The organism is Pedobacter sp. AC190, from assembly GCF_979258025.1.
The window spans coordinates 1,296,297-1,320,425 of sequence record NZ_OZ409824.1 but is presented as its reverse complement, the minus strand read 5'-3'; the positions used below and the strand labels follow the sequence as shown (position 1 = coordinate 1,320,425).

The window sequence follows — 24,129 nt, the reverse complement described above, 5'->3', positions numbered from 1 at the left end:
TCGTTAATAGTAGATACAATAAGAATTCATCGTCGATTTTTTTTAATCTAAATCGTCAATCTAAAATCGTAAATAATATGTCACAGGGTTCGAATTTCGTAGATTATGTAAAAATTTGTTGCCGTTCTGGTAAGGGCGGGGCAGGTTCTGCACATTTGCATCGTGATATTTTAACATCTATGGGTGGGCCTGATGGTGGTGATGGCGGTCGTGGCGGCCACATTATCGTTAAAGGTAGTAGCAACATCTGGACATTATTACACCTTAAATACCGTAAGCATATTATTGCTGAAGATGGTTTGGCGGGAGGAAGTTCACACAAATTCGGCCGACAAGGTAAAGACGAAATTTTAGAAGTTCCGTTGGGAACTATTGCTAAAGATGCTGAAACTGGAGAAGTTCTTTTCGAAATTACAAAAGATGGCGAAACTAAGATTTTAACGGCTGGTGGCCGTGGCGGTTTGGGTAATGCACACTTTAAAAACTCCGTTCAGCAAACACCACGTTTTGCACAACCTGGCGAACAAGGACAAGAAGTTTGGAACGTTCTGGAACTTAAAGTTTTGGCTGATGTAGGTTTGGTTGGTTTCCCGAATGCAGGTAAATCTACCTTGCTTTCAGTAGTTTCGGCTGCTAAACCAGAAATTGCCGATTATCCTTTTACCACAATTGTTCCTAATTTGGGTATAGTAAGTTATCGTGGTGGTAAGTCGTTCGTAATGGCCGATATTCCAGGCATAATCGAAGGTGCTTCTAAAGGAAAAGGTTTAGGTTATCGTTTCTTACGCCACATTGAGCGTAATTCTGTATTGTTATTTATGGTTCCTGCAGATACGAGCCGTTCGATAAAAGAAGAGTATGAAATCCTTAAAAAGGAATTAGAATCTTACAATCCCGAATTAATGCAAAAACCACATGTTTTAGCTATTACCAAATCGGATATGTTAGATGAAGAATTAATGGCAGAAATGAAACAGGATTTGCCAAGTGTGCCATCCATATTTATATCATCAGTTGCCGAAAAGAATATTTTAGAATTGAAGGATATGCTTTGGAAAGCAATTGAATCTTAAGTTGAAAGGTGAAAAATTGGGCAAGTAAGAAGCAGTTTAGCTGAAATTTGCTTGCACAGTTAATCATTTTATTCAATTATTAAGATCTTATTCCATCTACAACATAACCTACCCATTCTTTTAAAATATATTGCCAATAGCCTAAAGAACCAGCATCTGGTAAGTAGTAATCAGATATATCGTAGTTTTCTTTGCCAATATAGTCTGTTGGGTAGTAATCCAGTTTTCTTTTAAAAGCTTTGTCAAATATCATTCTAGAACGGGGAATATGCCATGCACTGGTAACTACTAGGATAGAAGCTTTGGGCTGCGTTTTGTTTACCAGCTCTGCACTATATTTTGCATTTTCTATCGTGTTTTTACTCCTGTTTTCAGTTAGAATTAATGAATCTGGAATACCTAAACTTTTCAAATAAGTTAAAGTTAAGTCAGCCTCTATTAACTCTTTTCCGATAAGTTTACCTGAACCGCCACTAACTAAAATCTTCTTGATAATGCCACTTTTTAATAAGTTAATGGTCTGAATAAGCCTATCCCCACGCTCATTCACAGCCAACTTACCACCTTGTGTTGATTTTGAAAAACCGCCCAATAAGATACCAATGTCGTATTTCTTGTTGGTGGGATAAGAAGCTTCGTAAAAATTGTAAGCTTTACCAACCAAAAAGCGATTTGAAAAAATAAATAGCAATGATATCGCGAGTATTAGTAATTTCTTTCTTCGCTCATGCTTTTTAGAAAAAATCGCAAATAAAAGTATTACGAAAACCCAGATTATAGGCTGGAGGATAAAAATTAAGATCTTGGAGATAATGAACGTCATTCAGCTTAAATAAACTCAAATGTATGTCAAAATCCGCTAATTGTCAATTATCCTTGTCCTTCTTGCACTTGTCCATTATCGTGCGCATGTTCTAAAATATCTTGCACATCCGATTTACGTTTCTTTTGTACTTTATGCTTAAAATGAGGCACCTCATGCTCTACAATATCTTCTTCAATGGCCTCAACGCCAAATACTTTTTCTTTTAACAGGTTATATTTATCCTGAAAACCAAAACGAAGATTTCTTGCTCCACCTGCAATTTTTCCACGAGTTCCAGCACCACTATCTGGTGCAAATAATACACTGATAACGGCTCCAGCCGCTAAGCCTGCAACTAAAGCAATGGCAATTTGTGCGTTATTATGAGATTTGTGCGCTAAGTATTTTCCGATTAACTTTCTGTATTTCATAGCAATATATTTTAAAAAGAACAAATGCCATTTAATAATGTTTCGTTATTTTTAAATGAATGACAATTTCATAATCTTTAAAGGATTATTTGCTGAAGCGTAAATGCACAACATCTATTAAAATCAGTCCCGCTCTTCGTTTCAATCTTTTCAAACTTCTGTCATGCTGATACACGAAGCCTCTATTTCATTTGTTGCAAATGCTTTGTGCCTGCGCATTACATCATATTTACGGTTACTGCACCAAAAAGTATTTTCACTTCAATCGGGGCTAAAAAGCAGAGGCAGATTTTTATTTTGGCGGTTTACAGGGTGCTTAACCCATTGTTTATAAATCTGATTTTAATGAAAAGCACGCAAGCGAGGTACGAGTGCGGACTTGTAATGGTAAGCAGGACTGCAAACCTCCAAATAAACAGAACCTTTCATTTTCAATAAATTATTATCTTAATGTTTAAAATAAAACCAATATTTGATTTCAAATTTTAATAAACAATGGTAAAAGCAACGATAAATAAAGAACATTATGCTTGTTCGGTTACAAATGGCGCTCATGAAGTTATAGTAGATGAGCCTGTAGAATTAGGTGGAACGCATAAAGGTTTTGCGCCAAAAGGCTTGCTTATGGCTTCGCTTGCATCTTGTGTGGCCATTACGCTGCGCATGTATGTGGATAGAAAGGGTTGGGCGGTTGATAAAATTGAAGTGGAGGTAAATATGGGCATCGAAAATGCGCAAAACATTTTCCTCGAAGAGATTACTTGTACAGGCGATTTAACCGAAGAGCAAAAACAGAGACTGGAAGATATTGCGACGAAATGCCCAGTGAGTAAAATTCTTACGGCGGGTAACGAGGTTCGGTCGAAAGTGTTATAGTAAAATGGTGCAAAACTCGTTTACCATTTCCTTAAAAGCTTTAATATCTTTGTAACTCTTCAATTTTGTGAAGTAAAAAATTATTTATGGCTACCGAAATTAAATGTCCAAACTGTGCTCATGTTTTTCCGATGGAAGAAGCAATGGCCGAAGATTATAAGAAAGAGCTGAGAGAGAAAGCGGTGGCTTATGCCAGACAAAAAGATGAAGAATACCAACGTAAACTTCAGGTTTTTGAGACAGATAAACAGCAACAACAAAAAGTTTTCGACGCTAAATTGGTGGAAGAAAAGAATAAACTAAAAGGGGATTTGGAAGAAAACCTACGTAAAAGTATCGCGTCGGATTTTGAAACCAAATTGCAAATGTTGGAAGGCAATGCAAAAGAAAACGAAGAGAAACTAAAACTTGCCCGCGAAAAGGAATTGGAGTTTTTGCGTCGTGAGCAAGGTTTGAAGCTAAAAGAGGAAGAAATGGAATTGGCTTTCCAACGTAAAATGCAAGAACAACGCAACGAGTTGGTGGAGCAAATTCGTAAACAAGAAGCCGAGAAAAATAGCATTAAAGATACCGAGCATCAGTTGCGTTTAAGAGAACTTGAAAAACAACTCGACGACCAGAAAAAACTGGCAGAAGAAATGAAACGCAAAGCGGAGCAAGGCAGTATGCAATTGCAGGGCGAAGTACAGGAGTTGATTTTGGAGGAATTACTGCGTAGTAATTTTCCATTCGATTTAATAGAAGAGGTTGGGAAAGGTGTTCGCGGAGCCGATTGTGTACAAGTTGTGCGTAACCAATTCGGACAGGAGTGTGGCAAAATTATTTATGAAAGTAAGCGCACCAAAGATTTCGGAGGCGATTGGATTGAAAAGCTGAAAAAGGATATGCGTAGTATGGGCGTTGATGTAGCGGTAATCGTGAGTCAATGTTACCCGAAAGGAATGGATTGTTTCGGTCAAAAGGATGGTGTTTGGATTTGCTCTTTCGAAGAAGTGAATGCAGTTGCTTATGTATTGAGAGACGGAATTTTGCGTTTATCTACAGCAATGAAATCTCAAGAAAATCGTGGCGATAAAATGCACATGCTTTATGATTACTTAACAGGAGTAGAATTTTCTGAGCAATGGAAAGCTATTCGCGAGGGTTTTATGAGTATGAAATTATCCATCCAACGCGAACGTGATGCAATGGAGCGTTTGTGGAAAGCCCGCGAAAAACAGCTGGAAAAAGTTTTGTTAAACGCAACACATATTCGTGGCTCGATTGAGGGTATTGCAGGTAGCGATAGTATTCAGTTAAGTTTGACTGATGATGAGGATGATACATTGTTATTGGATTAACTGGAAAAGTATGTCGTGCTTAACGGAGTGAAGATCGTGTAATAGCTGCGAAGTAAATCTGATGAAATAGAAGGCTGGCTTTTAGAGATAGTAAATCAAAAAAGTGGATTAATTTTATTCAAGGCTTTTAGGTTAGGGATTCTTCCACTGCGTTCAGAATGACAACAAATTAATATAAAATAGTTGCCGAGCTAAATTCGGCATGGCGATAAATGAAACAGAATTATAAAATAAATTATATAAAGTGAATAAAAACCTAAACAACAAACCCTTTAACCTCTCAAAATTTATGGCATTAATTTGCCTTTTGCTATTTTTCGGGAACGTTTCCGCTCAGGAATTAAAATCGCCTGATGCAAATTTGGTTGCAAATTTTTCTTTAGCAGATGGTGGTGTACCAACTTATAGCTTAAAGTACAAGGGCAAGGATGTTATTAAAACGAGTAAGCTTGGTTTGGAGCTTAAGGATGGTAAAAACTTAACCAATGGTTTTACAATAAGCGATGCCAAAACCAGCACATTTAACGAAACCTGGAAACCTGTTTGGGGCGAGGTAAAGCAAATTGTAAATCATTACAATGAGTTGGCTGTTACTTTAACGCAAAAGGAAACCAATCGTTTCATTATTGTTCGTTTGCGTTTATTTAACGATGGTTTGGGTTTCAGATATGAATTTCCAGAACAGAAAAATCTTGATTATTTCGTAATTAAAGAAGAAAAAACACAATTCGCGTTAGCTGGCGACCATAAAGCTTTTTGGTTACCTGGCGATTATGATACGCAGGAATATAGCACCGTAACTTCTAACTTATCAGAAGTTCGTGGTAAAATGAAAGATGCGGTTACACCAAATGCATCGCAAACTACATTTTCGCCAACGGGTTTACAAACGCCTTTAATGATGAAAAGTAAAGATGGTTTGTATATCAATATCCACGAGGCAGCATTAATTAACTATTCTTTAATGTCGTTAAATTTGGATGATAAAAACATGGTTTTAGAATCGTGGTTAACGCCAGATGCGGTAGGAGATAAAGGTTATATGCAAGCGCCTTGTTTAACGCCTTGGAGAACAATTATTGTAAGTGATAAGGCAGGCGATATTTTAACCTCGAAATTAACATACAACTTAAACGAACCTACAAAATTTAAAGATGTATCATGGATTAAGCCGACGAAATATGTTGGCGTTTGGTGGGAAATGATTACAGGCAAAAGCACCTGGGCTTATAACGATTTAACCAGTGTTCAATTGGGTATAACCGATTATTCGAAAACTAAACCTAATGGAAAACATGCCGCAAATACTGCTCATGTAAAAGAATATATAGATTTTGCTGCTAAAAATGGTTTAGATGCTGTTTTAGTTGAAGGTTGGAATGAAGGTTGGGAAGATTGGTTTGGTAAGACGAAAGATTATGTTTTCGATTTTGTAACACCATATCCTGATTTTGATGTGAAAGAATTACATCGCTATGCGGCAAGCAAAAACATTAAAATGATTATGCACCACGAAACTTCTTCATCGGTTCGTAATTATGAAAGACACTTAGATACCGCTTACAAATTTATGAAAGCAAACGGTTACGATGCTGTGAAAAGTGGTTACGTGGGCAATATGATTCCTCGTGGCGAACATCATTATGGTCAATGGTTAAACAATCATTATTTGTATGCGATTGAAAAAGCTGCAGAATATAAAATTATGGTTAACGCCCATGAGGCGGTTCGCCCTACTGGTTTGGCCCGTACTTATCCTAACTTAATTGGAAACGAATCGGCCCGTGGAACAGAATACGAAGCTTTTGGTGGTAATAATGCCGACCATACGACCATTTTACCTTTCACGCGTTTAATTGGCGGTCCGATGGATTATACGCCAGGTATTTTCGAAACCAAAGTAAGTGCATATAATCCAGAAAATAATTCATTCGTACATACTACAATTGCCCGTCAGTTGGCGCTATATGTTACCATGTATAGTCCATTGCAAATGGCTGCCGATTTACCAGAAACCTATAATAAATATATGGATGCCTTCCAATTTATTAAAGATGTAGCGGTCGATTGGGATGATACTAAAGTTTTAGAAGCAGAACCTGGCGATTACATCACTTTTGCCCGTAAAGCAAAAGGCAAAAACGATTGGTTTGTTGGTAGAACGAATGATGAGGTTGCCCGTACTTCGAAGATTGATTTTAGCTTTTTAGATGCTGGTAAAAAATATACAGCAACCATTTATGCTGACGCAAAGGATGCGCATTACGAAACGAATCCAAAAGCTTATACCATTCGTAAAATGGAAGTAACCAATAAAACGAAATTAACATTGAATTGTGCTCCAGGTGGTGGTTATGCAATAAGTATAATGGCGAAATAAGTTTACTGATTTAAACGCAAAGAGCCTAAAGTTCTTCGCGAAACTTATAAGTTTATTTCAAGTCGTTCCTAATGGGTCGACTTTTTTGTTTTAATGATGATTTTTAAAAAAAATGCTCCCAAAGATTTCGCTGATTTCAGCCGATTTATGATTTCCTCTATGATTTATTATAGATGTTTCGTTATTGCGAAAGCACGAAGCAATCTTAAAACCAAAAAGTTTCAATAGCTACCGTGTTAGGATTGCTTCGTGACTCGCAATGACGTGCATGGTAGTAATAGTGGTAGAGTTTTATCTAAAAAATCCATCTTCGCTTTCTTTGCGTTTTCACTTTTTGTACTTTGCGGTTAATAATTCAAAATTATAATCATGGCCAGAAAAAAAAATCACATCGAATTACAGTTTTTAAGCGAACCATCTGATGTAAATTATGGAGGAAAAGTGCATGGTGGAATGATGATGAAGTGGATTGATCAAGCTGCTTTTGCCTGCGCTTTACAATGGAGCGACTCTTATTGTGTAACGGTTTATGTGGGTGGAATTAGATTTTTTCATCCAGTTCACATCGGTCATTTGGTTAAAATGGAGGCTCGCATAATTTATACAGGAAAAACCAGTATGCATATTGCTGTCGATGCCTTTTCAAAGCCTGTTGGTCAGTCAGAATTTGTTAAAAATACCCACTGCATAATAGTTTTTGTAGCTGTTGATGAAAACGGACAGCCTAAAACAATTCCATCTTTCACTCCCAAAACAGAAAAAGAAAACGCGATGCATGGTTATGCGATAAAACTAATGGAACTTCGAAAAAGCATCGATAAAGAAATGGAACCTTACATCGTTTAAAATACAAATTCCAAGAGTTAATTAAGCCCTGCTGCTGTTGGGTCGAATTTACTAAAAAGAGTTATCCAGGTGAAAAATTCACCTTCAACTTAACAAAGTTAAATATTTAGTAAAAAAGAAGAGGTTATAAAAAGCAAAAGGCCCGGAAAAAATTCCTGGCCTTTTTGCTTATCATATATTTGGTTAGTTGATTCTTATTTTTTATTTCAACAATCTGCCTTCTCTCTAATTTCGAAACAAATGCAAACCTCAGTTAATAATGTGTTTTAACTATGTTTTGCAGTGTTTTTGTTTTGTGGTTATAAAGATAAGGGAAATTTTAAATTTGTCAAGCTTTTTTTAACTTTTTTTTTATTTCTTTTGCTACCACCTGTCCAGAGATGATTGCAGGCGGTACGCCAGGGCCTGGAACCGTTAATTGGCCTGTAAAAAAAATATTTTTTACTTTGCTTTTCATTTTAGGTTTCAAAAAAGCCGTCTGTTTCAGCGTGTTAGCTAATCCATAGGCGTTTCCTTTAAAGGCATGGTAGTCTTCAATAAAATCATTCATAGCATAGCTTCTTTTAAACAAAATTGCATCGCTAATATCGTTACCTGTTAAATCTTTAAATCGGTTAATCAGCAAATTAAAGTATTCTTCTCTTTTGGTTTCGCTGTCTTTCAATCCAGGTGCAATCGGAATCAAAAAAAATAAATTTTCACAGCCCTCAGGCGCAACCTGTCGATCTGTAATCGAAGGACAACAAGCATAAAATAATGGTTTCGATGGCCATTTTGCTTCCGTATAAATTTCTTCGGCGTGCTCATCAAAGTTTTCGTCAAAAAATAAATTATGATGAAGGATATTAGCAAGCTTTTTATTTAAACCTATGTAGAACAAAAGGCAAGAAGGTGCCATTGTTCTTTTATCCCAATAATCTTCACTGTAGTTTCTATTATTTTGACTTAAAAGATGTTGTTCTATGTGATTATAATCGGCATTTCCGACAATAAAATTGGTTTTAAAAGTTCCCTTATTCGTTACAATTTCTTCGGCAATATGATTTCTTACTTCAATTTTTTGCACCTCTGTATTGAAATGAAAATTTACACCTTGTTCTTCGGCAATAATTTTCATGGCAGAAACAATTTTATGCATGCCACCAATTGGGTACCAGGTGCCTAAAACCAAGTCGGCATAGTTCATTAAACTATATAATGCTGGTGTGTTTTGTGGTGTGGCGCCTAAAAATAGAACTGGAAACTCTAAGAGTTTTCTAAGTTTATCATTCTTAAATAGGGTATGAACATGTTTGCGCATGTTGCCAAGCAGTTGTAATTTAATTCCACTAATGGCCAGCCTTGGGTCGAAATATTCCATAACGCTATGCGAAGGCTTAAAAACATATTCGTTCATGCCTACATCATATTTGTATTTAGCTTGAGCGAGAAAAAGTTCTAAATTTTTACTGCTGCCTGGTTCAAGAGTTTCGAATAAACTATTCAGAGCATCTAAAGTTGCTGGAACATCTAAAACATCATCTTTACCAAAGTATATCCTGTACGATGGGCTAAGTCGTTTAAGTTCATAGAAATCGGAAGTCGTTTTGCCAAAAAGCTTAAAATAGTTTTCAAAAACGTCTGGCATCCAATACCAACTTGGCCCCATATCAAAAATAAAACCGTCTTTTTCCCAAGTTCTGGCTCTTCCTCCTGCCATTTCATTTTTCTCGAGAACAGTAACCTCGAAACCATCCTTGGCTAACAAAGCGGCTGCAGCCAAACCAGCAAAACCAGCTCCAATTACAGTCACATCAGCTTTTTTATTCATTTTGTAAATAAAGCAATTTTAAAGGGTTTTGTTTGAATTTTTAATGGTGGTTTACAGCATTTTCGTTTAGTTGGATTTTTAGCTACCGAAAGGCGATTGATTATTTCTGTCCTTGTAGCACTATAATTATGTTTTATTAACTTTACCCAATCAATGAAATATAAAAGCCTAATTTTTTTTCTTCTAATTTTAATAAGTAGTGTTGTAAAAGCACAGCTTTCTACTAAAGAGATTTCGGTACTTAAAACCAATTTGGTTAAAGCAGTAGAAAGCTCGAAACTAACCGATTCGCTTTATAAAAAACTAATTAAGCTCCCAAATAAAACTGCACTAATAACCGCATATACGGGTACTTTGGAAGCGCTTAAAGCTAAGCACTCCTGGAATCCTTACAATAAAATTAAATATGTAAAGGTTTCGCTTAAAACCATGCAGAAAGCCATTAACATGGATAAAGAAAACATGGAAATTCGTTTTATGCGTTTTTCTATCGAGCATTTTACCCCATCGTTTTTAGGTTTTAGTAAAGATTTAACGGCCGATCGAAAAGAAATTGTTAAACATTATCAAAACAACAACTTTGGCCTCGCCGATGAAATTCTGATAAAAAATGTTGCCAAATTTATGATAGACAGTGAGCGTTGCACTGACGAAGAAGTTAAGATTTTTAAGAAATACATTTAAATGAATTATATTTATTTACTCATCAACATTGCCGTATTATTCTTTCCGTTGGTTTTATCTTTTGATAAAAAAGTGCATTTCTTTAGTAAACGGAGATTTGTTTTGCCCGCAATTTTAATTACAGGCTTGGTTTTTTTGGTATGGGATTTACTTTTTGTAAAACTAAATGTTTGGTCATTCAATCCCGACTATTTAATTGGACTAAGCTTTTTTGGTTTACCATTAGAAGAAATTTTATTTTTTCTAACCGTTCCATATGCTTGCATATTTATTTACGAATGCTTAAACGCTTATTTTCCATCAAATTATTTACAAAAATACAGTTTAGCACTTAGTCATTTAATATTGGGCATTTCTATCGCAGTTTTATTCTTCGGTTTTAACAGATGGTACACGCTTATAAACTTTGGTTTCTTGTTTTTAGTGCTGGTTTATGTAGAGTATGTAAATAAACTTAGATTTATGTATAAGTTTTATAGAGCATATTTGGTTTCGTTAATTCCGTTTTATATCGTTAATGGTTTTTTAACTGCAATTCCTGTGGTTATTTATAACAGTAAAGAAATTTTAGGCTTTAAAGTTGGTACAATTCCTTTTGAAGATCATTTTTATTTAATGAGTTTGCTGCTAATGAATATTTATTTGTACGAATTTTTTAAAAGTAAGACTGCTAAAAAAGCATGAGCTTAATAAAATTAGAAAATGAGCGTTAGGTTAATTTGGCGCTTGCCGTCCTGACATTTGCTATAGCCCTCATAGCAAAAATTTTGGGCTGCCGCTATTGTCTGCTTTAAACACAAAGTTTGCGTCAGGCCAACCGTAAAAATAAATTTCCTCAGTTGCCATTTAGGAGCGGTTGTAGCGCTACCCTGCTGTACCGAGGTAAGAGTTTGCTAAGCGTAAAACGGGAAGTAACGTATTATTTTGTAAAACAATTGCGCTTCAAAATCACATTAGAATATTAATTTAAATGGATTTACCAGTTTATACCAAACAACAACTCGCTTTACGAAACGGACAAGATAAACCGCAGATTTGGGTAGCCTACAAAGGTTTTATTTATGATATGACCGAAAGCCGCTTATGGCGAAATGGCAGGCACTATGAACATTGGGCGGGGCAAGATTTAACTGATGAATTGTCTGATGCACCACATACAGAGGCCGTTTTTGAAAAATTTGTGCCAATTGCCGTTTTAGCTTAAACGGTATTAAGTTTTGTTAAAGTAGATTGCTTCAGCTCTTTAAATTCTGATGGTCTTTTGCCAACCACTTTGTAAAACGTATTGCTAAAGGATGAAATACTGTTGTAACCAACTGCGTAAGCAATTTCGCTAATGGTTAAATCAGTTTCTAATAATTTCTCCATCGCTTTAATCATTCTCGCCAGTTTTAGGTATTGGAAAAAAGATGTTTCTAATGCCGATTGAAATAACCTAGATAAAGTCCGTTCGCTAAATCCCATAGTTTTGCTTACGCTTTCCAGGCTTAATGCGTCGTTTGATAAATGATCTACAATATGTCTTAATGCTGGTCTTAATCTTTGGTTTTCGGTTGTTGGTAAAGCAATTGGCAAAGGATGCTCGCTTACAATTGGAAGAATGTTTTTTAGTGTACTTAAAAAATCGTATTCCTTCGTTTTGGGCTCGATGTTTCCATTCCATCTTTCCGAAAACAAGAACATCTCCAACAGCAAATTGTTTACAGGGTAAATTCCAATTTGCTTGTAAAATGGGTTTTCTTCATCTGTTGTGGTATCGAAGTAAATATTACGAACAATTGCTGCATGATAGCGGTGTTGCAAATGATGTTCTACACCAGCGGGAATCCAAACGTAATGCCTTGCGGGTAAAAAGTAGGATTTTTCCTTAGTGTACAAGAAAATGATTCCACCTTCTACGTAAGTGAGCTGGCCTTTTAAATGAGCATGATCTTTAAAACGGTCTTCGAACCGACTATGCCAAACATACATAGTTTCTGGTTTTTCGTCGATTGCAAATAAAAGGTCTTCATTGCTAACTTTTATCATTTGGCTGGTTTGAATAAATATATGTCGGTTTAGATAAAACAAAGAAACAAATCTCTATCGAAATTTGCAGCATTAATTAATGAATATGAATTTTATAAGGTATAAAAGAAATTTATGGCTGTGGATGGCTTTTCTTTTATTAACGGTTTTTGCTCATGCGCAAGATATACAAAATGATAATTTAACCATTAATCGGGTTTGGGCGCTTGTTGATAGTAATAGCAAAAAACTTGAAATGCAAAATATTAACATCGCCGCAAATGAGGCACACTTAAAGGTGAGCAAGGCGGAACGGTTACCAGAAATTTCTGCTGGCGGAACTTACGCATACGTTTTTCCATTACCCATTTACGAAAATGGTTTGTTTCATACGCCATCTCAATTTCCAGTAGTATCCACTTATTATAAAGCTGGAGCAGACGCCTATTTAAATATTTATAACGGTGGTAAAACCAATACCGAAATAGCGGCATCGAAAGTAGAATATGAATTAAGTAATGTGCTAAGAAATCAAAGCAGACAAGAAATTCATTACACAGCCGCGGTTTATTTTTACGATGTTTTTCGAAATATTTCTTACAAACGATTGCTGGAACAAGATATTAGAGATCGGGAGAAACAGCTAGCGGAAATTAATCAGCTCTACAAAAACGGAGCGGTTTTAAAAAGTGATGTTTTGAGGGTAGAGTTGCGTTTATCGAAACAGAAAATGCTGTTAACTGAAATTGAAAACAGTATAAAAATTGCTTCTCAAAAACTAAATATCTTAACTGGTGGAAAAGACGACGAACTCGTAAATCCTCAAATCTCAGAATATGAAACCGATGCTATTGCATTGAAAGAAATTGATAGTTATTTCGACTCAGCCAAGGGATCTTCTTATAAACTCCAAATTTCGGAAAAGGAGCACGAGCTGGCTAGGTTAAAGTTGAAAAACGTGAAGTCGAATATTCTGCCCACGTTGGGCTTTTTTGGTGAATATGCTTTTGCTTATCCTCAAATTCAGTTTTATCCTTATACACTTTCTTTATATAGTAACGGGATGGTTGGTTTGAAGTTGAAAATTCCAATTTCAAGCTGGTACACCAATCAACATAAAGTTAAAGAAGCGCAAATTAGATTACAACAACAAGAGGTGGAAGATGAGGAAGTAAAAGATAACATTCGCCAAGAAGTTCAGGAGAACTACATTAGATATAGAGAATCGGTACAACGGATTAATCTGGCTGAAGAAAATATTAAACAAGCTTCAGAAAGTTATCGTATTGTTCAAAATACTTACTTCAATCAATTGTCGCTTCTAACCGATCTACTCGATGCAGAAACGCAATTACTTCAATCTAAATTTGAGCTGACCACAGCTAAGGTAAATGCTAAAATGCAGTATTATCAATTACAAAAAGCCATAGGAAATTTATAAAAATGAGCACACATATACAAAGTAAATCTGATAAAATTATCAGTAAAGTAACAACCGTAATTGCTGTAGTCGTACTCGTTGTTTTGTTAATTTGGGCAGGTAAAACATTGTTCGGTTACTTGAAATATGAAGAAACAAACGACGCACAGATAGACGAATATATTAATCCAGTTGCGGCAAGAGTAAGCGGTTACATTAAAGAAGTTAGGTTTGAAGAAAATCAGGAAGTAAGAAAGGGTGATACACTTGTTCTAATTGATGATGACGATTATACTGTGCAACAAGATGAAGCATCTGCATCATTATTGAATGCTAAAGCGCAAATTTCTGTTCAGCAAGGTAATGTAAGAACGGCTCAAAGTGTAGCTTCGGTTGCAAATGTAAAAATTGTTGCCGCCAAAGCAAAGCTTTGGAAAGCACTAACCGAGTATAAGCGTTATAAAAAACTATTTGATGCAGAATCGGCAACTAGGCAACAGTTAGAAACTATTGAAAGCGTGTGGCAGGTAGCGGAAGCAGAATACCAAGCAGCGAAAGAAGATTACGTTACAGCAATTTCTAAAACTAACGATATTAAGGCACAAAGTCATGTGCTTTTATCTGAAATAAAAAGGAGGGAAGCTGTGGTGAAAAGGAATACCTTAAATACATCGTATACGGTTATTGTAGCACCTTACAATGGGAAAATGGGCAGAAGAACGATACAAGCAGGCCAATTGGTTCAAAATGGACAAACCTTAGCGTATTTAGTTGATAGGAGTGCAGGGAAATGGGTTGTGGCAAATTTTAAAGAAACACAAATTGCTAAAATGCATGTTGGCGAAACCGTAAATGTTGAGGTAGATGCATTTCCGAATCAAATTTTTGCAGGTAAAATCGAATCACTTTCAGGAGCTACAGGTTCAAGATTTTCTTTATTACCTCCAGATAATTCTACTGGGAATTTTGTAAAAATTGCTCAGCGAATACCAGTTCGTATTCTTTTAAACAAGAATGATAAAGATTTAGATTTATTAACTGCAGGCATGAGCGTAAGTGTTAAGGTTAAAAGAGAAGGTCAGAATGATTAATAGTTTATCCATATTTAAAGTTAAAGTACCCGAATGGTTAATTGTTACCAGTATTTTTATGGTGCTATTGTCATCTGTTTTACTTTTTGCTTTGTCTACAGCCGACGGAACTGCCGCCGCAGGGTATTACGGAGCAGGACCTGCAGACATTCAATTTTCTATGCTGATGTTTTACGCTGCTGTTGCAAGTTTTGCTGTTGTAGAACGAAGATTTTTCTCACGTGTAGTAACTAAAGATTACCTCTTAATCTGTATAATTCTCGAAATTATAACAGCATACTGGTGCTTCAAAACCCGCAATATGTGGTTGATTTTCGCTCTCCGCTTTTTACAAGGGATTGTGAATTGCGGTTTAACAAGTATTTCTCTTAATTTATTGTTTAGTAGGTTAAAATCAGAACATGCTAAAGAAACAGGCTACACTATATTTTATGGAATGATACTTTGCGTATCGCCTGTAACTGCACTTTTTTCAGCTCCATTAGTAGAGAATTATGAATACAATGTTGTTTATAAAGCCATTATATTTTGTTTCTTACCAAGTGCCGTGTTACTTTTTACAATAATGAACCGTAGCCATGCCATGCGCAAAACGCCACTTTATAAGATAGATTGGATGAGTTTTGTCCTTTTTTCTACCATGTTAGTCCTTATCGCTTATGTATTAATTTATGGGCAGCAGAAAGATTGGATGGATGATTCAAGTATTCTTTATTCAATCTCGTCTATAGTATTTTTATCTATAGTCTCGATACTTAGACAACTTACTTTAAAAAGACCTGCAGTTAATCTATCCGTTTTTAAATACCGAAATTTTATCATTGGAATTGTATTTCTGGTTGTTTTATACATTATTCGTGGCGCTTTTAGTTTAACATCTTCGTATTTTGTTATGGTTTTAGGGATGGATTCCCTTCATGCCAATGAAATTATGATTTTCAATGTAGCAGGCGTTATTACGGGGTCATTGATTGCAATTAAATTCTTAATCAGGCAAAAACATTTAAGAATTTTATGGATAGCGGGTTTTCTGCTGTTGTCTTCATTTTTCTTTTGGATGTGTTTACTTTTTGCGAATGAAGCAGGCACAACTAATTTCTATTTACCGTTATTTTTGCAGGGCGTTGGCGCAGGTATGCTCATGTCTCCTGTCGTAATGTTTATTATGTCTTCAGTTCCAGATGCTATGAGCCAGTCGGCTGCTTCTGTAGGAATTTTTGTTCGTTTTGCTACCTTTAGTTTGAGCTTGGCTTCCGTCAATTTTTATCAATTGTATTTCAAGGGGGTTCATTATGATGATTTGAGAAGCAATCTTTCTATTCTTGATTTTAACTTACCCGAAAGATTAAAATTGTATCAAGGCATATTAACCTCCAAGGGGATGCCAAGCGATGAAGCTGGAAAAGCGGCAGTTGGTCTATTAAGTAGAGCCGTTCAGAAACAAGCTTTTTTGCAATTTTGTGTAAGTTATTACGAATGGATTGCCATATTATGCTTAGCGACAATTTTATTAATCACTTTGCAGCCAGTAATTAGTAGGACGGCAATTAATTTGAGAGGTAAACAACCTGCTGCGGTAGGTTTTTAAGTTGCTTTTTAAAAAAAAAGCTGCCTCTTATATAATAAGGGCAGCTTTTTTGCTCATGTAATTTACTTTGATTTGCTGTACGCTAAAATCCTTTTGATTGTATCATCCGAAGGATTTTTAATCAATCGATCTAACTTACCTTTGATTTGATCATAAAATAAGTCGATTTCCGCATCAGATTCATTATCAGTTGTTGAATGAAACATGTTTTGGGTAGGTAAATTTACATTTGTTTTTGATGTAGAGGTTTTTGTCATAAGCAACTAAATGTTATAAGTTTTATAAACTTAACGATAGTTCAGATGCTTTATTTCAATCCCTAAAACATTTTATGTAATTTTTTTATTACCCTTTGTAAGTCATCTCTTTAGTTTTAAGCATTTTGCGCAAGTTACTTAGTGCATAGCGCATCCGACCTAAAGCTGTATTAATACTTACTTCAGTTAAATCAGCGATTTCTTTAAAGCTTAAATCTGCATAATGACGCATTAAAAGCACTTCTTTCTGCTCATCAGGCAGTAATTGAATCATTGCTTTTAAATCCTTATGAGTTTGATCGCGAAGCATTTTTTCCTCTGCACTTTCATCATAAAAGTGTAGCATATTAAATACATCCATTCCATCAGAGCTCGTAATAATTGGAGTTCTTTTTTCTTTTCTGAAATAATCGATAACTAAGTTGTGTGCAATACGCATTACCCAGGGTAAGAACTTGCCTTCCTCGTTATATCTTCCCGATCGCAGCGTATTAATTACTTTTATAAAAGCATCTTGAAATATATCTTCCGCCAAATATTGGTCTTTTACCAATAAGTAGATAGAAGTATAAATTTTGCTTTTATGTCTTCGTAAAAGTTCCTGCAATCCATTCTCGTTCCCAGTAATGTATAACTTTACCAGGTCCTGATCATTATATGATTGTAAATTCATAGGTTTACCTACACTAAATCCCGTACTATTTGCTAAAAATTAATTTGTAGAAGTATAATTTCTATAGCTGCTCTCCTATGTTTTTTGAATGTTGTTAGTTTGGTTCTGAGGTTGTTAATATTCAAAGAAAGTGTTTTTTTTATCAAAAAACAAAAAATAAAATGTTAAAAAATAAATTAACGGCCTCAGTACCCTATTTTTGTATATTATTTCTAAAACCTAATTTACCGTAAAAAGGTTTATATTTTATATCGTTTATAATACATGAGCAAAAAAGAAGCCGAAAAAGATCCGCATAAAAATATTATTATAAAAGGTGCCCGTGTGCACAACCTAAAAAATATAGATGTTGCTATTCCAAAAAATAAACTGGTTGTAGTAACGGGTATGTCTGGTTCGGGTAAATCTTCGCTCGCGTTCGATACTTTATATGCAGAGGGTCAGCGTCGTTACGTTGAAAGTTTATCATCATACGCCCGTCAGTTTATGGGCAGAATGAACAAACCTGATGTAGATTATATTAAAGGAATTGCCCCCGCTATCGCAATTGAACAAAAGGTAATTACCTCAAATCCCCGCTCTACGGTAGGTACATCTACAGAAATTTACGATTATTTAAAGTTACTTTTTTCGAGAATCGGAAAAACTATTTCACCAATTTCGGGGAACGAAGTTAAAAGAGATTCGGTAAGTACGGTTGTGGATTATGTTAGCGCACTGCCTGAAGATACAACGGTTACCGTTTTTTGCCCGCTTTATCCGCATAATAATAGAACGATAAAAGAAGAACTTGCCATTTTATTACAAAAGGGATTTTTAAGAGTTCTAATTGATGATAAAGTTTTAAAAATTGAATCTGTTCTGGATGATGCTGATTTTAAGGATGCTGAACTAACTGATGACAAAACAGTACAGATTCTGATTGATAGGATTGTTACTAACCCAGAAGAAGAAACACTAAACAGGTTAGCGGATTCTGTTCAAACGGCTTTTTTTGAAGGCAAAGGTGATTGTTATGTTGAAACAAAAGGAAAAACGAAACATTTTAGCGATCGTTTTGAATTGGACGGTATGCGTTTTGAAGAACCTACACCTAATTTTTTCTCTTTCAACAATCCTTATGGTGCTTGTAAACGTTGTGAAGGTTATGGGAATGTAATCGGAATTGACGAAGATTTGGTTGTGCCTGATAAGAGCAAAAGTGTTTACGACAATGCAATTGCCCCTTGGCGTGGCGAAAAAATGGGTGTGTGGCTGCAAAATTTTATTAAAGCATCTTCTAAATTCGATTTTCCGATTCACCGTTCTTACAGTGCTTTAACCGAAGATGAACAACGTTTAATTTGGACTGGTAATAAGTACTTTCAGGGTTTGGATATGTTTTTTAAAGAACTAGAAGAACAAACCTATAAAATTCAGTATCGCGTAATGCTTTCTCGCTATCGCGGAAAAACAACTTGCCCCGAATGTAAAGGTTCTCGCCTGCGTAAGGATGCATCATACGTTAAAATTGCCGAAAAATCTATTATTGATGTAGTTTTAATGCCTTTATCGAAAGCTTTAATTTTCTTTAACGAATTAAAATTAGGTATTAACGATGCAAAAATTGCCAAACGATTATTGGCCGAAATTGATAACCGCTTTCTTTTTCTGAATAATGTTGGTTTAGGCTATTTAACCTTAAATCGCTTGTCGAATACTTTGTCTGGCGGGGAATCGCAACGAATTAACCTTGCAACTTCGTTAGGTAGCAGTTTAGTTGGCTCTATTTACGTTTTGGATGAGCCAAGTATAGGTCTTCATCCTCGTGATACTAATAAGCTAATTGAAGTTTTAATTTCTTTAAGAAATGTTGGAAACACCGTTTTGGTGGTTGAGCATGAAGAAGAAATGATGCGTGCTGCTGATTATATAATCGACATTGGTCCTGAGGCGGGAACGCATGGTGGAAATTTAGTTTTTAGTGGTAATTATGAAGAAATATTAAAAGATAAAAATAGTTTAACTGGCCGTTATTTATCAGGTATTGAAAAAATTGCAATTCCAGAAAAACGTCGTAAATGGAAAGACCATATATTGATTAAAGGTGCCAGAGAAAATAATCTTCAAAATATTGATGTCAAGTTTCCTTTAGGTGTTTTCACCGCAGTAAGTGGAGTATCGGGTTCTGGTAAAACTAGTTTGGTTAAGAAAATTCTTTATCCTGCTTTGCAGAAAGCTATTGGAAATTATGCTGGGGAACAAACTGGTACTTATGATGGCATTTTTGGTAATTATGATTTGGTTAGTGCAGTAGAAATGGTCGATCAGAATCCAATTGGTCGTTCTAGCCGTTCAAATCCAGTTACTTATGTTAAAGCTTGGGATGATATTCGTGCTTTGTTCTCAGGTTTGGCTGCAGCAAAAGCTGCGGGATTAAAACCAGCAGCATTTTCTTTTAATGTTGAGGGCGGGCGTTGCGATGTTTGCCAGGGTGAGGGTGAGGTTAAAATCGAAATGCAATTTATGGCAGATATTTATTTGCCATGCGAAGCCTGCGCTGGAAAACGTTTTAAACAACAGGTTTTAGATGTAACTTATAAAGAAAAAAATGTATCTGAAGTTCTGGATATGACAATTGAAGAAGCAGTTGACTTCTTCAAAGACGAGCAAAAGATTCTAAACAAGCTAAATCCGTTGGTTGATGTTGGTTTGGGCTATGTTCATTTAGGGCAATCTTCAAACACTTTATCCGGCGGTGAAGCGCAACGTATTAAACTGGCTTCATTTCTAATAAAAGGCAATAACGCAAACAAAACTTTATTTATTTTTGATGAGCCGACAACAGGTTTACATTTTCACGATATAAAGAAACTGTTAAAAGCTTTAAATACCTTAATTGAGCAAGGCAATACAATTTTAGTAATCGAGCACAATATGGATATGATAAAATGTGCCGATTGGGTAATAGATATTGGGCCTGAAGGGGGCGATGGAGGAGGTAAGCTTGTTTTTGAAGGCGTGCCTGAAGATTTGGTAAAAGAGAAAACTTCTTACACAGGAAAATATTTAGCATCGCATTTGAATTTAAATCCATAATTTCGGCTATGCTTTTTTTAACGTTTTTCATAGGCATTATCCTTAACGCCATGGGTTATATCCCGCCTGGCAATATTAATTTAACTGTGGCGCAACTTGCTATTAATAAAGGCATGCGGCAGGTTTGGTATTTTATTCTCTCGTTTTCGTGCGTAGAAGTATTTTTTACTTTTGGTATGATGCGTTTTGCCCGTTGGGCGATGAGCGATATCAATCCTAATGAAGCCGTGAGTGAAGTAAGGTTGGGAACGCTGGTAGATTGCTTTATGATTCTCATGTTTGTTGTAATGGGTACCATTACATGGGTAAATCGTAAAAAAGCACCTAAAACAAGTAGTAAAAAGGAAGATAAACGTAGTGGAAGTGTATTGTATGGCTTAATTCTTGGTGTTTTAAACCCTGTCCAAATTCCGTTTTGGTTATTTTTCGGTAATTACGTTATTCTTCACGAATGGATTAAAACAGATTACCTATCTCTTGTAGTTTTTGCTTTGGGTTCTGGTTTTGGATCGGCTGGTGCACTTTATTTATATGCGCACTTTGCTACTTTTATTCAAGAGAAATTTGCGCTAAGCAGCTTAATCATAAATAAATCGATAGCGATATTTTTATACGTTTTAGCTGCTTATTTGATTGTTAAACAATTGATAATAATATTTTAAACCTTAAATTTTTATAAAAAAAAGAATCCAGTTCAATTTATTTGAACTGGATTCTTTTTTGAGTTTTGAAACGAAATCGCAGATTAGAACAATCCTAATTGTCCTTTGTCATCAATGTCAATATCATCGGGATTGGTAATTTCGAAATCAACTTTTTTTGCAGGTTTCTCTTCTACTTTAGGTTTTTCTTCTACGCTCGGGTCCTCTTTAGTTTCTTCTTGCTTAACAGGATTTTGTACTGCTTGGGGTTTCACTTCAGTCTTTGCCTCTTCTTTTTTTACAGGCGATGATTGAGTAGTTTCCACTGTTTCTGATACCCTAGCCTGGTTTTCTAATTTTACCTCAGGATCTGGTTTACGTTCAAATTTGGGTTTTGGTTGTGTCACAACTGGCTTTTCAAGCACTTCTTCACTTTTCACTTCTGTTTCAATAGTAACTGCATCGCCATCAGAAATCTCCGTTTCTATAGATTCCTCTTCGCCAACATCATTAGTTGTTTCTTCAACTTCTTCAATCACTTCCTCAGGCTCCTCCAAAACTACTTTTTTTACATCGTGCGGCGATAAACGATTTCCATTAGCCTTTAAGCCTTTAACATCGATCAGTTCTGATAGCATTAAATCTAGCGTTTCTGGGATTTGCGTTTTACCTTTTAAAACATCAACAATGATTTTAGCAGCTGGATTAGCAGTTAAGTAAAGTAACCTTGATTTTTGCTCCTCACTAATGAAGATTGTTTTTTTGCCTATGGATTGCAGTTCAAAAGCAAATCGTTTAATAAAGTAATTTTGCGCTTTTCCTTCAAAATGAACTGCGGCAAAAACTTTTTCAGGGTCGAATTTTTGGATTAGAATTAATCCGTCGTCGAAGTGATTACTCAATTCGAAAGAGCTTAATTCATAATAACCATCTTTATGAACCTGTAAAATCCTATCATCGCCATCAAATTCTCCAAGATATTTCCCTCTGCCATCAACATTTAAGCGTTTGAGTAAATCATCGTACCAAATTTTTAATCCCGATAGGGTAGAAACACCTTTACTTTTTAATATGATTTTCTTAACGGGATATTTCGAAATAATATTACCCTGCGAACCTCGACCTTTAATTGCCACTTCTGCAAAATCCTGGTCGAACTGTAACTTCCGTAATTTTGAATGTGGTTTTAAAGCAACGTTCACAATTTCAGCTTCACCATTTGGATTAGCTGTAAAATATAAAACCTTCGAACCTTTAGATCCTTTGGTTAAATCGTATTCTTTATCGCGGGTAACCCCAACAACAGCGAAACGTTTAATGTAGGATGTGCCCGAGGTGCCATCTTTATAAATCATATTATAGATGGTGCGTTCGTCGTTCTTTTTGAAAACTTGCGCATGTATAATGCCCTTACCTACAAAGGTTTTATCCGCAACTTTAGTGATGATACATTTCCCATCTTCACGGAAAACGATAATTTCATCAATATCGGAGCAATCAGCAATAAATTCATCCTTACGTAAGCCCGAACCAATAAAACCGTCTTCACGGTTCATGAAAAGCTTAATGTTTGCCAAGGCAACTTTTGCAGCTTCAACACGGTCGAACAAACGAATTTCTGTTTTACGTTCCCGGCCTTTTCCGTATTTATCTTTAAGTTTTTGATACCAGGCAATGGCGTAATCTGTTAAATGTTTCAAGTGATTTTTAACCACTTTGATTTCATCTTCCAGATTTTTCATTTGCTCATCAGCCTTTTTAACATCGAAACGGGTGATGCTACTCATTGGCTTATCAATCAATTTCTTGAAATCTTCTGGCAAAATCTCACGGTAAAGCGATGGCTTGAATGGGTCGAACAATAAATGTAAAACCTCTACAACGGTATCAAAATTACTTGAATTTTCATATTCAGGATTTTTATACATGCCTTCCTGAATAAATATCTTAAGCAAAGAACTGAAGAAAATTTTCTCCTGCAGCTCGTGCAAACGAATTTCTAATTCTCTTTTTAATAAATATTTGGTGTGTTTTGTATTCTCAATTAAAATGTCGTTCACACTTAAAAAGTGTGGCTTATCGTTGTTGATAATACAGGTGTTTGGCGAGATTGATACTTCGCAAGCCGTAAATGCATAGAGTGCGTCGATCGTTACATCTGGAGAAATTCCTGGTGCTAAATGCACAACAATTTCTACATTAGCAGCTGTATTATCTTCAATCTTTTTGATTTTGATTTTACCCTTATCATTAGCGGATAAAATACTGTCGATGACAGAACCCGTGGTTGTACTAAAAGGAACTTCAGTAATTACTAATGTCTTTTTGTCTTTCTCGGTAATTTTAGCTCGAACTCGGATTTTACCTCCTCGTTGCCCTTCGTTATAATTAGAGAAATCGGCCATACCACCCGTAAAAAAATCGGGTAAAATATTCGGACGAATGCCTTTTAATGCATCTATCGAAGCATCAATCAGCTCAATAAAATTATGCGGCATTACCTTAGTAGCTAAACCTACCGCAATACCTTCGGCTCCTTGTGCTAATAACAAAGGAAATTTAACGGGCAGCGTTATTGGCTCATTATTACGTCCGTCGTAACTTAGCTGCCATTCGGTTGTATCTGGATTGAAAACAACTTCGTTTGCAAATTTAGATAAACGGGCTTCAATATAACGTGGTGCAGCTGCGCTATCACCAGTAACAGGATCGCCCCAGTTACCCTGCATATCAATCAATAAATCTTTCTGACCGATTTGTACCATGGCATCGCCAATTGATGCATCACCATGTGGGTGATATTTCATGGTGTTACCGATTACGTTTGCTGCTTTGTTGAAACGCCCATCATCCATTTCTTTTAAAGAATGCATAATACGACGCTGAACGGGCTTCAAGCCATCGTTAATATGCGGAACAGCCCTGTCTAGAATTACATAAGATGCATACTCAAGAAACCAGTTTTCGTACAAACCGTTAATTGGTGTTATGGTGTGTTTATGTTCTTCGTTTACGTTTTGGTCTAGTTCTTCACTCATTAAGAAATCAAATTTTTGATGATTGTGTAAATATAGTGTAAAGCAAAATTTTGTTAAAAATAAGTTATAAACACCATTTGTTACTTTTTTT

General features: G+C 35.7%; 19 protein-coding genes. 13 read left to right on the top strand and 6 right to left on the bottom strand.

Going from position 1 to position 24,129, the window contains the following annotated elements; genetic code table 11:
• Positions 1-77: 77 nt before the first annotated feature.
• On the top strand, positions 78-1,073 hold the full coding sequence (gene obgE / locus ACZZZI_RS05690) for a GTPase ObgE (protein WP_424057830.1): 996 nt from the start codon (positions 78-80) through the stop codon (positions 1,071-1,073).
• Positions 1,074-1,152: 79 nt separating this feature from the next.
• Here the strand turns inward: obgE and ACZZZI_RS05685 are convergent, their stop codons facing one another.
• Together ACZZZI_RS05685 and ACZZZI_RS05680 are read right to left on the bottom strand one after the other, a co-directional pair.
• Entirely contained in the window at positions 1,153-1,896 is a 744-nt protein-coding gene (locus ACZZZI_RS05685) for a YdcF family protein (RefSeq protein ID WP_463488906.1), read from the bottom strand.
• A gap of 47 nt (positions 1,897-1,943) precedes the next feature.
• Positions 1,944-2,309 carry a YtxH domain-containing protein gene (locus ACZZZI_RS05680; RefSeq protein ID WP_424057832.1) on the bottom strand — a complete coding sequence of 122 codons (366 nt, stop codon included), beginning with the start codon at positions 2,307-2,309 and terminating at the stop codon, positions 1,944-1,946.
• Positions 2,310-2,804: 495 nt separating this feature from the next.
• On the opposite strand from ACZZZI_RS05680, the gene ACZZZI_RS05675 reads away from it, so the two are divergent.
• The 4 genes from ACZZZI_RS05675 (at position 2,805) to ACZZZI_RS05660 (ending at position 7,751) form a co-directional block, all read left to right on the top strand.
• Entirely contained in the window at positions 2,805-3,185 is a 381-nt protein-coding gene (locus ACZZZI_RS05675) for an OsmC family protein (protein WP_316763451.1), read from the top strand.
• 86 nt (positions 3,186-3,271) lie between these two features.
• A complete protein-coding gene (locus ACZZZI_RS05670) occupies positions 3,272-4,525 on the top strand; it encodes a DUF2130 domain-containing protein (protein ID WP_463488905.1) in 1,254 nt (417 codons plus the stop codon).
• A 289-nt stretch (positions 4,526-4,814) separates the two neighbouring features.
• Entirely contained in the window at positions 4,815-6,905 is a 2,091-nt protein-coding gene (locus ACZZZI_RS05665; RefSeq protein WP_463488904.1) for a glycoside hydrolase family 97 protein, read from the top strand.
• 369 nt (positions 6,906-7,274) lie between these two features.
• Positions 7,275-7,751 (top strand): acyl-CoA thioesterase, encoded by a 477-nt coding sequence (locus tag ACZZZI_RS05660; protein ID WP_316763444.1) that lies wholly within the window; start codon positions 7,275-7,277, stop codon positions 7,749-7,751.
• Between the two features lie 328 nt (positions 7,752-8,079).
• On the opposite strand, the gene ACZZZI_RS05655 is transcribed toward ACZZZI_RS05660, so the two are convergent.
• Positions 8,080-9,561 carry a phytoene desaturase family protein gene (locus tag ACZZZI_RS05655; protein ID WP_463488903.1) on the bottom strand — a complete coding sequence of 494 codons (1,482 nt, stop codon included), beginning with the start codon at positions 9,559-9,561 and terminating at the stop codon, positions 8,080-8,082.
• A 153-nt stretch (positions 9,562-9,714) separates the two neighbouring features.
• On the opposite strand from ACZZZI_RS05655, the gene ACZZZI_RS05650 reads away from it, so the two are divergent.
• The 3 genes from ACZZZI_RS05650 to ACZZZI_RS05640 all read left to right on the top strand — a co-directional run bounded on the left by ACZZZI_RS05650 (position 9,715) and on the right by ACZZZI_RS05640 (position 11,449).
• Entirely contained in the window at positions 9,715-10,245 is a 531-nt protein-coding gene (locus ACZZZI_RS05650; RefSeq protein WP_344765914.1) for a hypothetical protein, read from the top strand.
• A complete protein-coding gene (locus ACZZZI_RS05645; protein ID WP_463488902.1) occupies positions 10,246-10,929 on the top strand; it encodes a lycopene cyclase domain-containing protein in 684 nt (227 codons plus the stop codon). It abuts the gene before it with no gap.
• 286 nt (positions 10,930-11,215) lie between these two features.
• The gene (locus ACZZZI_RS05640; protein ID WP_344765916.1) at positions 11,216-11,449 is read left to right on the top strand and encodes a cytochrome b5 domain-containing protein; all 234 of its coding nucleotides are present in this window, start codon (positions 11,216-11,218) and stop codon (positions 11,447-11,449) included.
• On the opposite strand, the gene ACZZZI_RS05635 is transcribed toward ACZZZI_RS05640, so the two are convergent.
• Complete coding sequence (locus ACZZZI_RS05635; protein WP_316763430.1) at positions 11,446-12,273, bottom strand: helix-turn-helix domain-containing protein; 828 nt, start codon at positions 12,271-12,273, stop codon at positions 11,446-11,448. The two genes, ACZZZI_RS05640 and ACZZZI_RS05635, sit on opposite strands and share 4 nt — an antisense overlap.
• 85 nt (positions 12,274-12,358) lie before the next feature.
• Between ACZZZI_RS05635 and ACZZZI_RS05630 the strand changes: the two genes are divergently transcribed.
• From ACZZZI_RS05630 to ACZZZI_RS05620, 3 genes are read left to right on the top strand one after another with little or no spacing between them, the layout of a single operon-like run.
• Entirely contained in the window at positions 12,359-13,693 is a 1,335-nt protein-coding gene (locus ACZZZI_RS05630; RefSeq protein ID WP_316763427.1) for a TolC family protein, read from the top strand.
• Between the two features lie 2 nt (positions 13,694-13,695).
• The gene (locus ACZZZI_RS05625) at positions 13,696-14,763 is read left to right on the top strand and encodes an HlyD family secretion protein (protein ID WP_463488901.1); all 1,068 of its coding nucleotides are present in this window, start codon (positions 13,696-13,698) and stop codon (positions 14,761-14,763) included.
• Positions 14,756-16,351 (top strand): MFS transporter, encoded by a 1,596-nt coding sequence (locus ACZZZI_RS05620; protein WP_463488900.1) that lies wholly within the window; start codon positions 14,756-14,758, stop codon positions 16,349-16,351. The genes ACZZZI_RS05625 and ACZZZI_RS05620 overlap by 8 nt, the downstream gene beginning before the upstream one ends.
• A 345-nt stretch (positions 16,352-16,696) precedes the next feature.
• On the opposite strand, the gene ACZZZI_RS05615 is transcribed toward ACZZZI_RS05620, so the two are convergent.
• Complete coding sequence (locus tag ACZZZI_RS05615) at positions 16,697-17,281, bottom strand: RNA polymerase sigma factor (RefSeq protein ID WP_316763416.1); 585 nt, start codon at positions 17,279-17,281, stop codon at positions 16,697-16,699.
• 264 nt (positions 17,282-17,545) lie between these two features.
• Here ACZZZI_RS05615 and uvrA point away from each other — a divergent pair, with 264 nt between their 5' ends.
• Both uvrA and ACZZZI_RS05605 read left to right on the top strand, forming a co-directional pair.
• Positions 17,546-20,359, top strand: coding sequence for an excinuclease ABC subunit UvrA (uvrA, locus tag ACZZZI_RS05610; protein WP_463488899.1), 2,814 nt, complete (start codon positions 17,546-17,548; stop codon positions 20,357-20,359).
• An 8-nt stretch (positions 20,360-20,367) separates the two neighbouring features.
• Positions 20,368-21,021, top strand: a complete 654-nt coding sequence (locus tag ACZZZI_RS05605; protein ID WP_316763410.1) for a LysE family transporter — start codon at positions 20,368-20,370, stop codon at positions 21,019-21,021.
• A gap of 83 nt (positions 21,022-21,104) precedes the next feature.
• Here ACZZZI_RS05605 and ACZZZI_RS05600 read toward each other — a convergent pair whose 3' ends face one another.
• The gene (locus ACZZZI_RS05600) at positions 21,105-24,038 is read right to left on the bottom strand and encodes a DNA gyrase/topoisomerase IV subunit A (RefSeq protein WP_463488898.1); all 2,934 of its coding nucleotides are present in this window, start codon (positions 24,036-24,038) and stop codon (positions 21,105-21,107) included.
• Positions 24,039-24,129 lie beyond the last annotated feature (91 nt).

Coding starts and splice junctions, on each gene's coding strand:
- obgE (WP_424057830.1), top strand. CDS start 78: ATGTCACAGGGTTCGAATTTCGTAGATTATGTAAAAATTTGTTGCCGT.
- ACZZZI_RS05685 (WP_463488906.1), bottom strand. CDS start 1,896: ATGACGTTCATTATCTCCAAGATCTTAATTTTTATCCTCCAGCCTATA.
- ACZZZI_RS05680 (WP_424057832.1), bottom strand. CDS start 2,309: ATGAAATACAGAAAGTTAATCGGAAAATACTTAGCGCACAAATCTCAT.
- ACZZZI_RS05675 (WP_316763451.1), top strand. CDS start 2,805: ATGGTAAAAGCAACGATAAATAAAGAACATTATGCTTGTTCGGTTACA.
- ACZZZI_RS05670 (WP_463488905.1), top strand. CDS start 3,272: ATGGCTACCGAAATTAAATGTCCAAACTGTGCTCATGTTTTTCCGATG.
- ACZZZI_RS05665 (WP_463488904.1), top strand. CDS start 4,815: ATGGCATTAATTTGCCTTTTGCTATTTTTCGGGAACGTTTCCGCTCAG.
- ACZZZI_RS05660 (WP_316763444.1), top strand. CDS start 7,275: ATGGCCAGAAAAAAAAATCACATCGAATTACAGTTTTTAAGCGAACCA.
- ACZZZI_RS05655 (WP_463488903.1), bottom strand. CDS start 9,561: ATGAATAAAAAAGCTGATGTGACTGTAATTGGAGCTGGTTTTGCTGGT.
- ACZZZI_RS05650 (WP_344765914.1), top strand. CDS start 9,715: ATGAAATATAAAAGCCTAATTTTTTTTCTTCTAATTTTAATAAGTAGT.
- ACZZZI_RS05645 (WP_463488902.1), top strand. CDS start 10,246: ATGAATTATATTTATTTACTCATCAACATTGCCGTATTATTCTTTCCG.
- ACZZZI_RS05640 (WP_344765916.1), top strand. CDS start 11,216: ATGGATTTACCAGTTTATACCAAACAACAACTCGCTTTACGAAACGGA.
- ACZZZI_RS05635 (WP_316763430.1), bottom strand. CDS start 12,273: ATGATAAAAGTTAGCAATGAAGACCTTTTATTTGCAATCGACGAAAAA.
- ACZZZI_RS05630 (WP_316763427.1), top strand. CDS start 12,359: ATGAATTTTATAAGGTATAAAAGAAATTTATGGCTGTGGATGGCTTTT.
- ACZZZI_RS05625 (WP_463488901.1), top strand. CDS start 13,696: ATGAGCACACATATACAAAGTAAATCTGATAAAATTATCAGTAAAGTA.
- ACZZZI_RS05620 (WP_463488900.1), top strand. CDS start 14,756: ATGATTAATAGTTTATCCATATTTAAAGTTAAAGTACCCGAATGGTTA.
- ACZZZI_RS05615 (WP_316763416.1), bottom strand. CDS start 17,281: ATGAATTTACAATCATATAATGATCAGGACCTGGTAAAGTTATACATT.
- uvrA (WP_463488899.1), top strand. CDS start 17,546: ATGAGCAAAAAAGAAGCCGAAAAAGATCCGCATAAAAATATTATTATA.
- ACZZZI_RS05605 (WP_316763410.1), top strand. CDS start 20,368: ATGCTTTTTTTAACGTTTTTCATAGGCATTATCCTTAACGCCATGGGT.
- ACZZZI_RS05600 (WP_463488898.1), bottom strand. CDS start 24,038: ATGAGTGAAGAACTAGACCAAAACGTAAACGAAGAACATAAACACACC.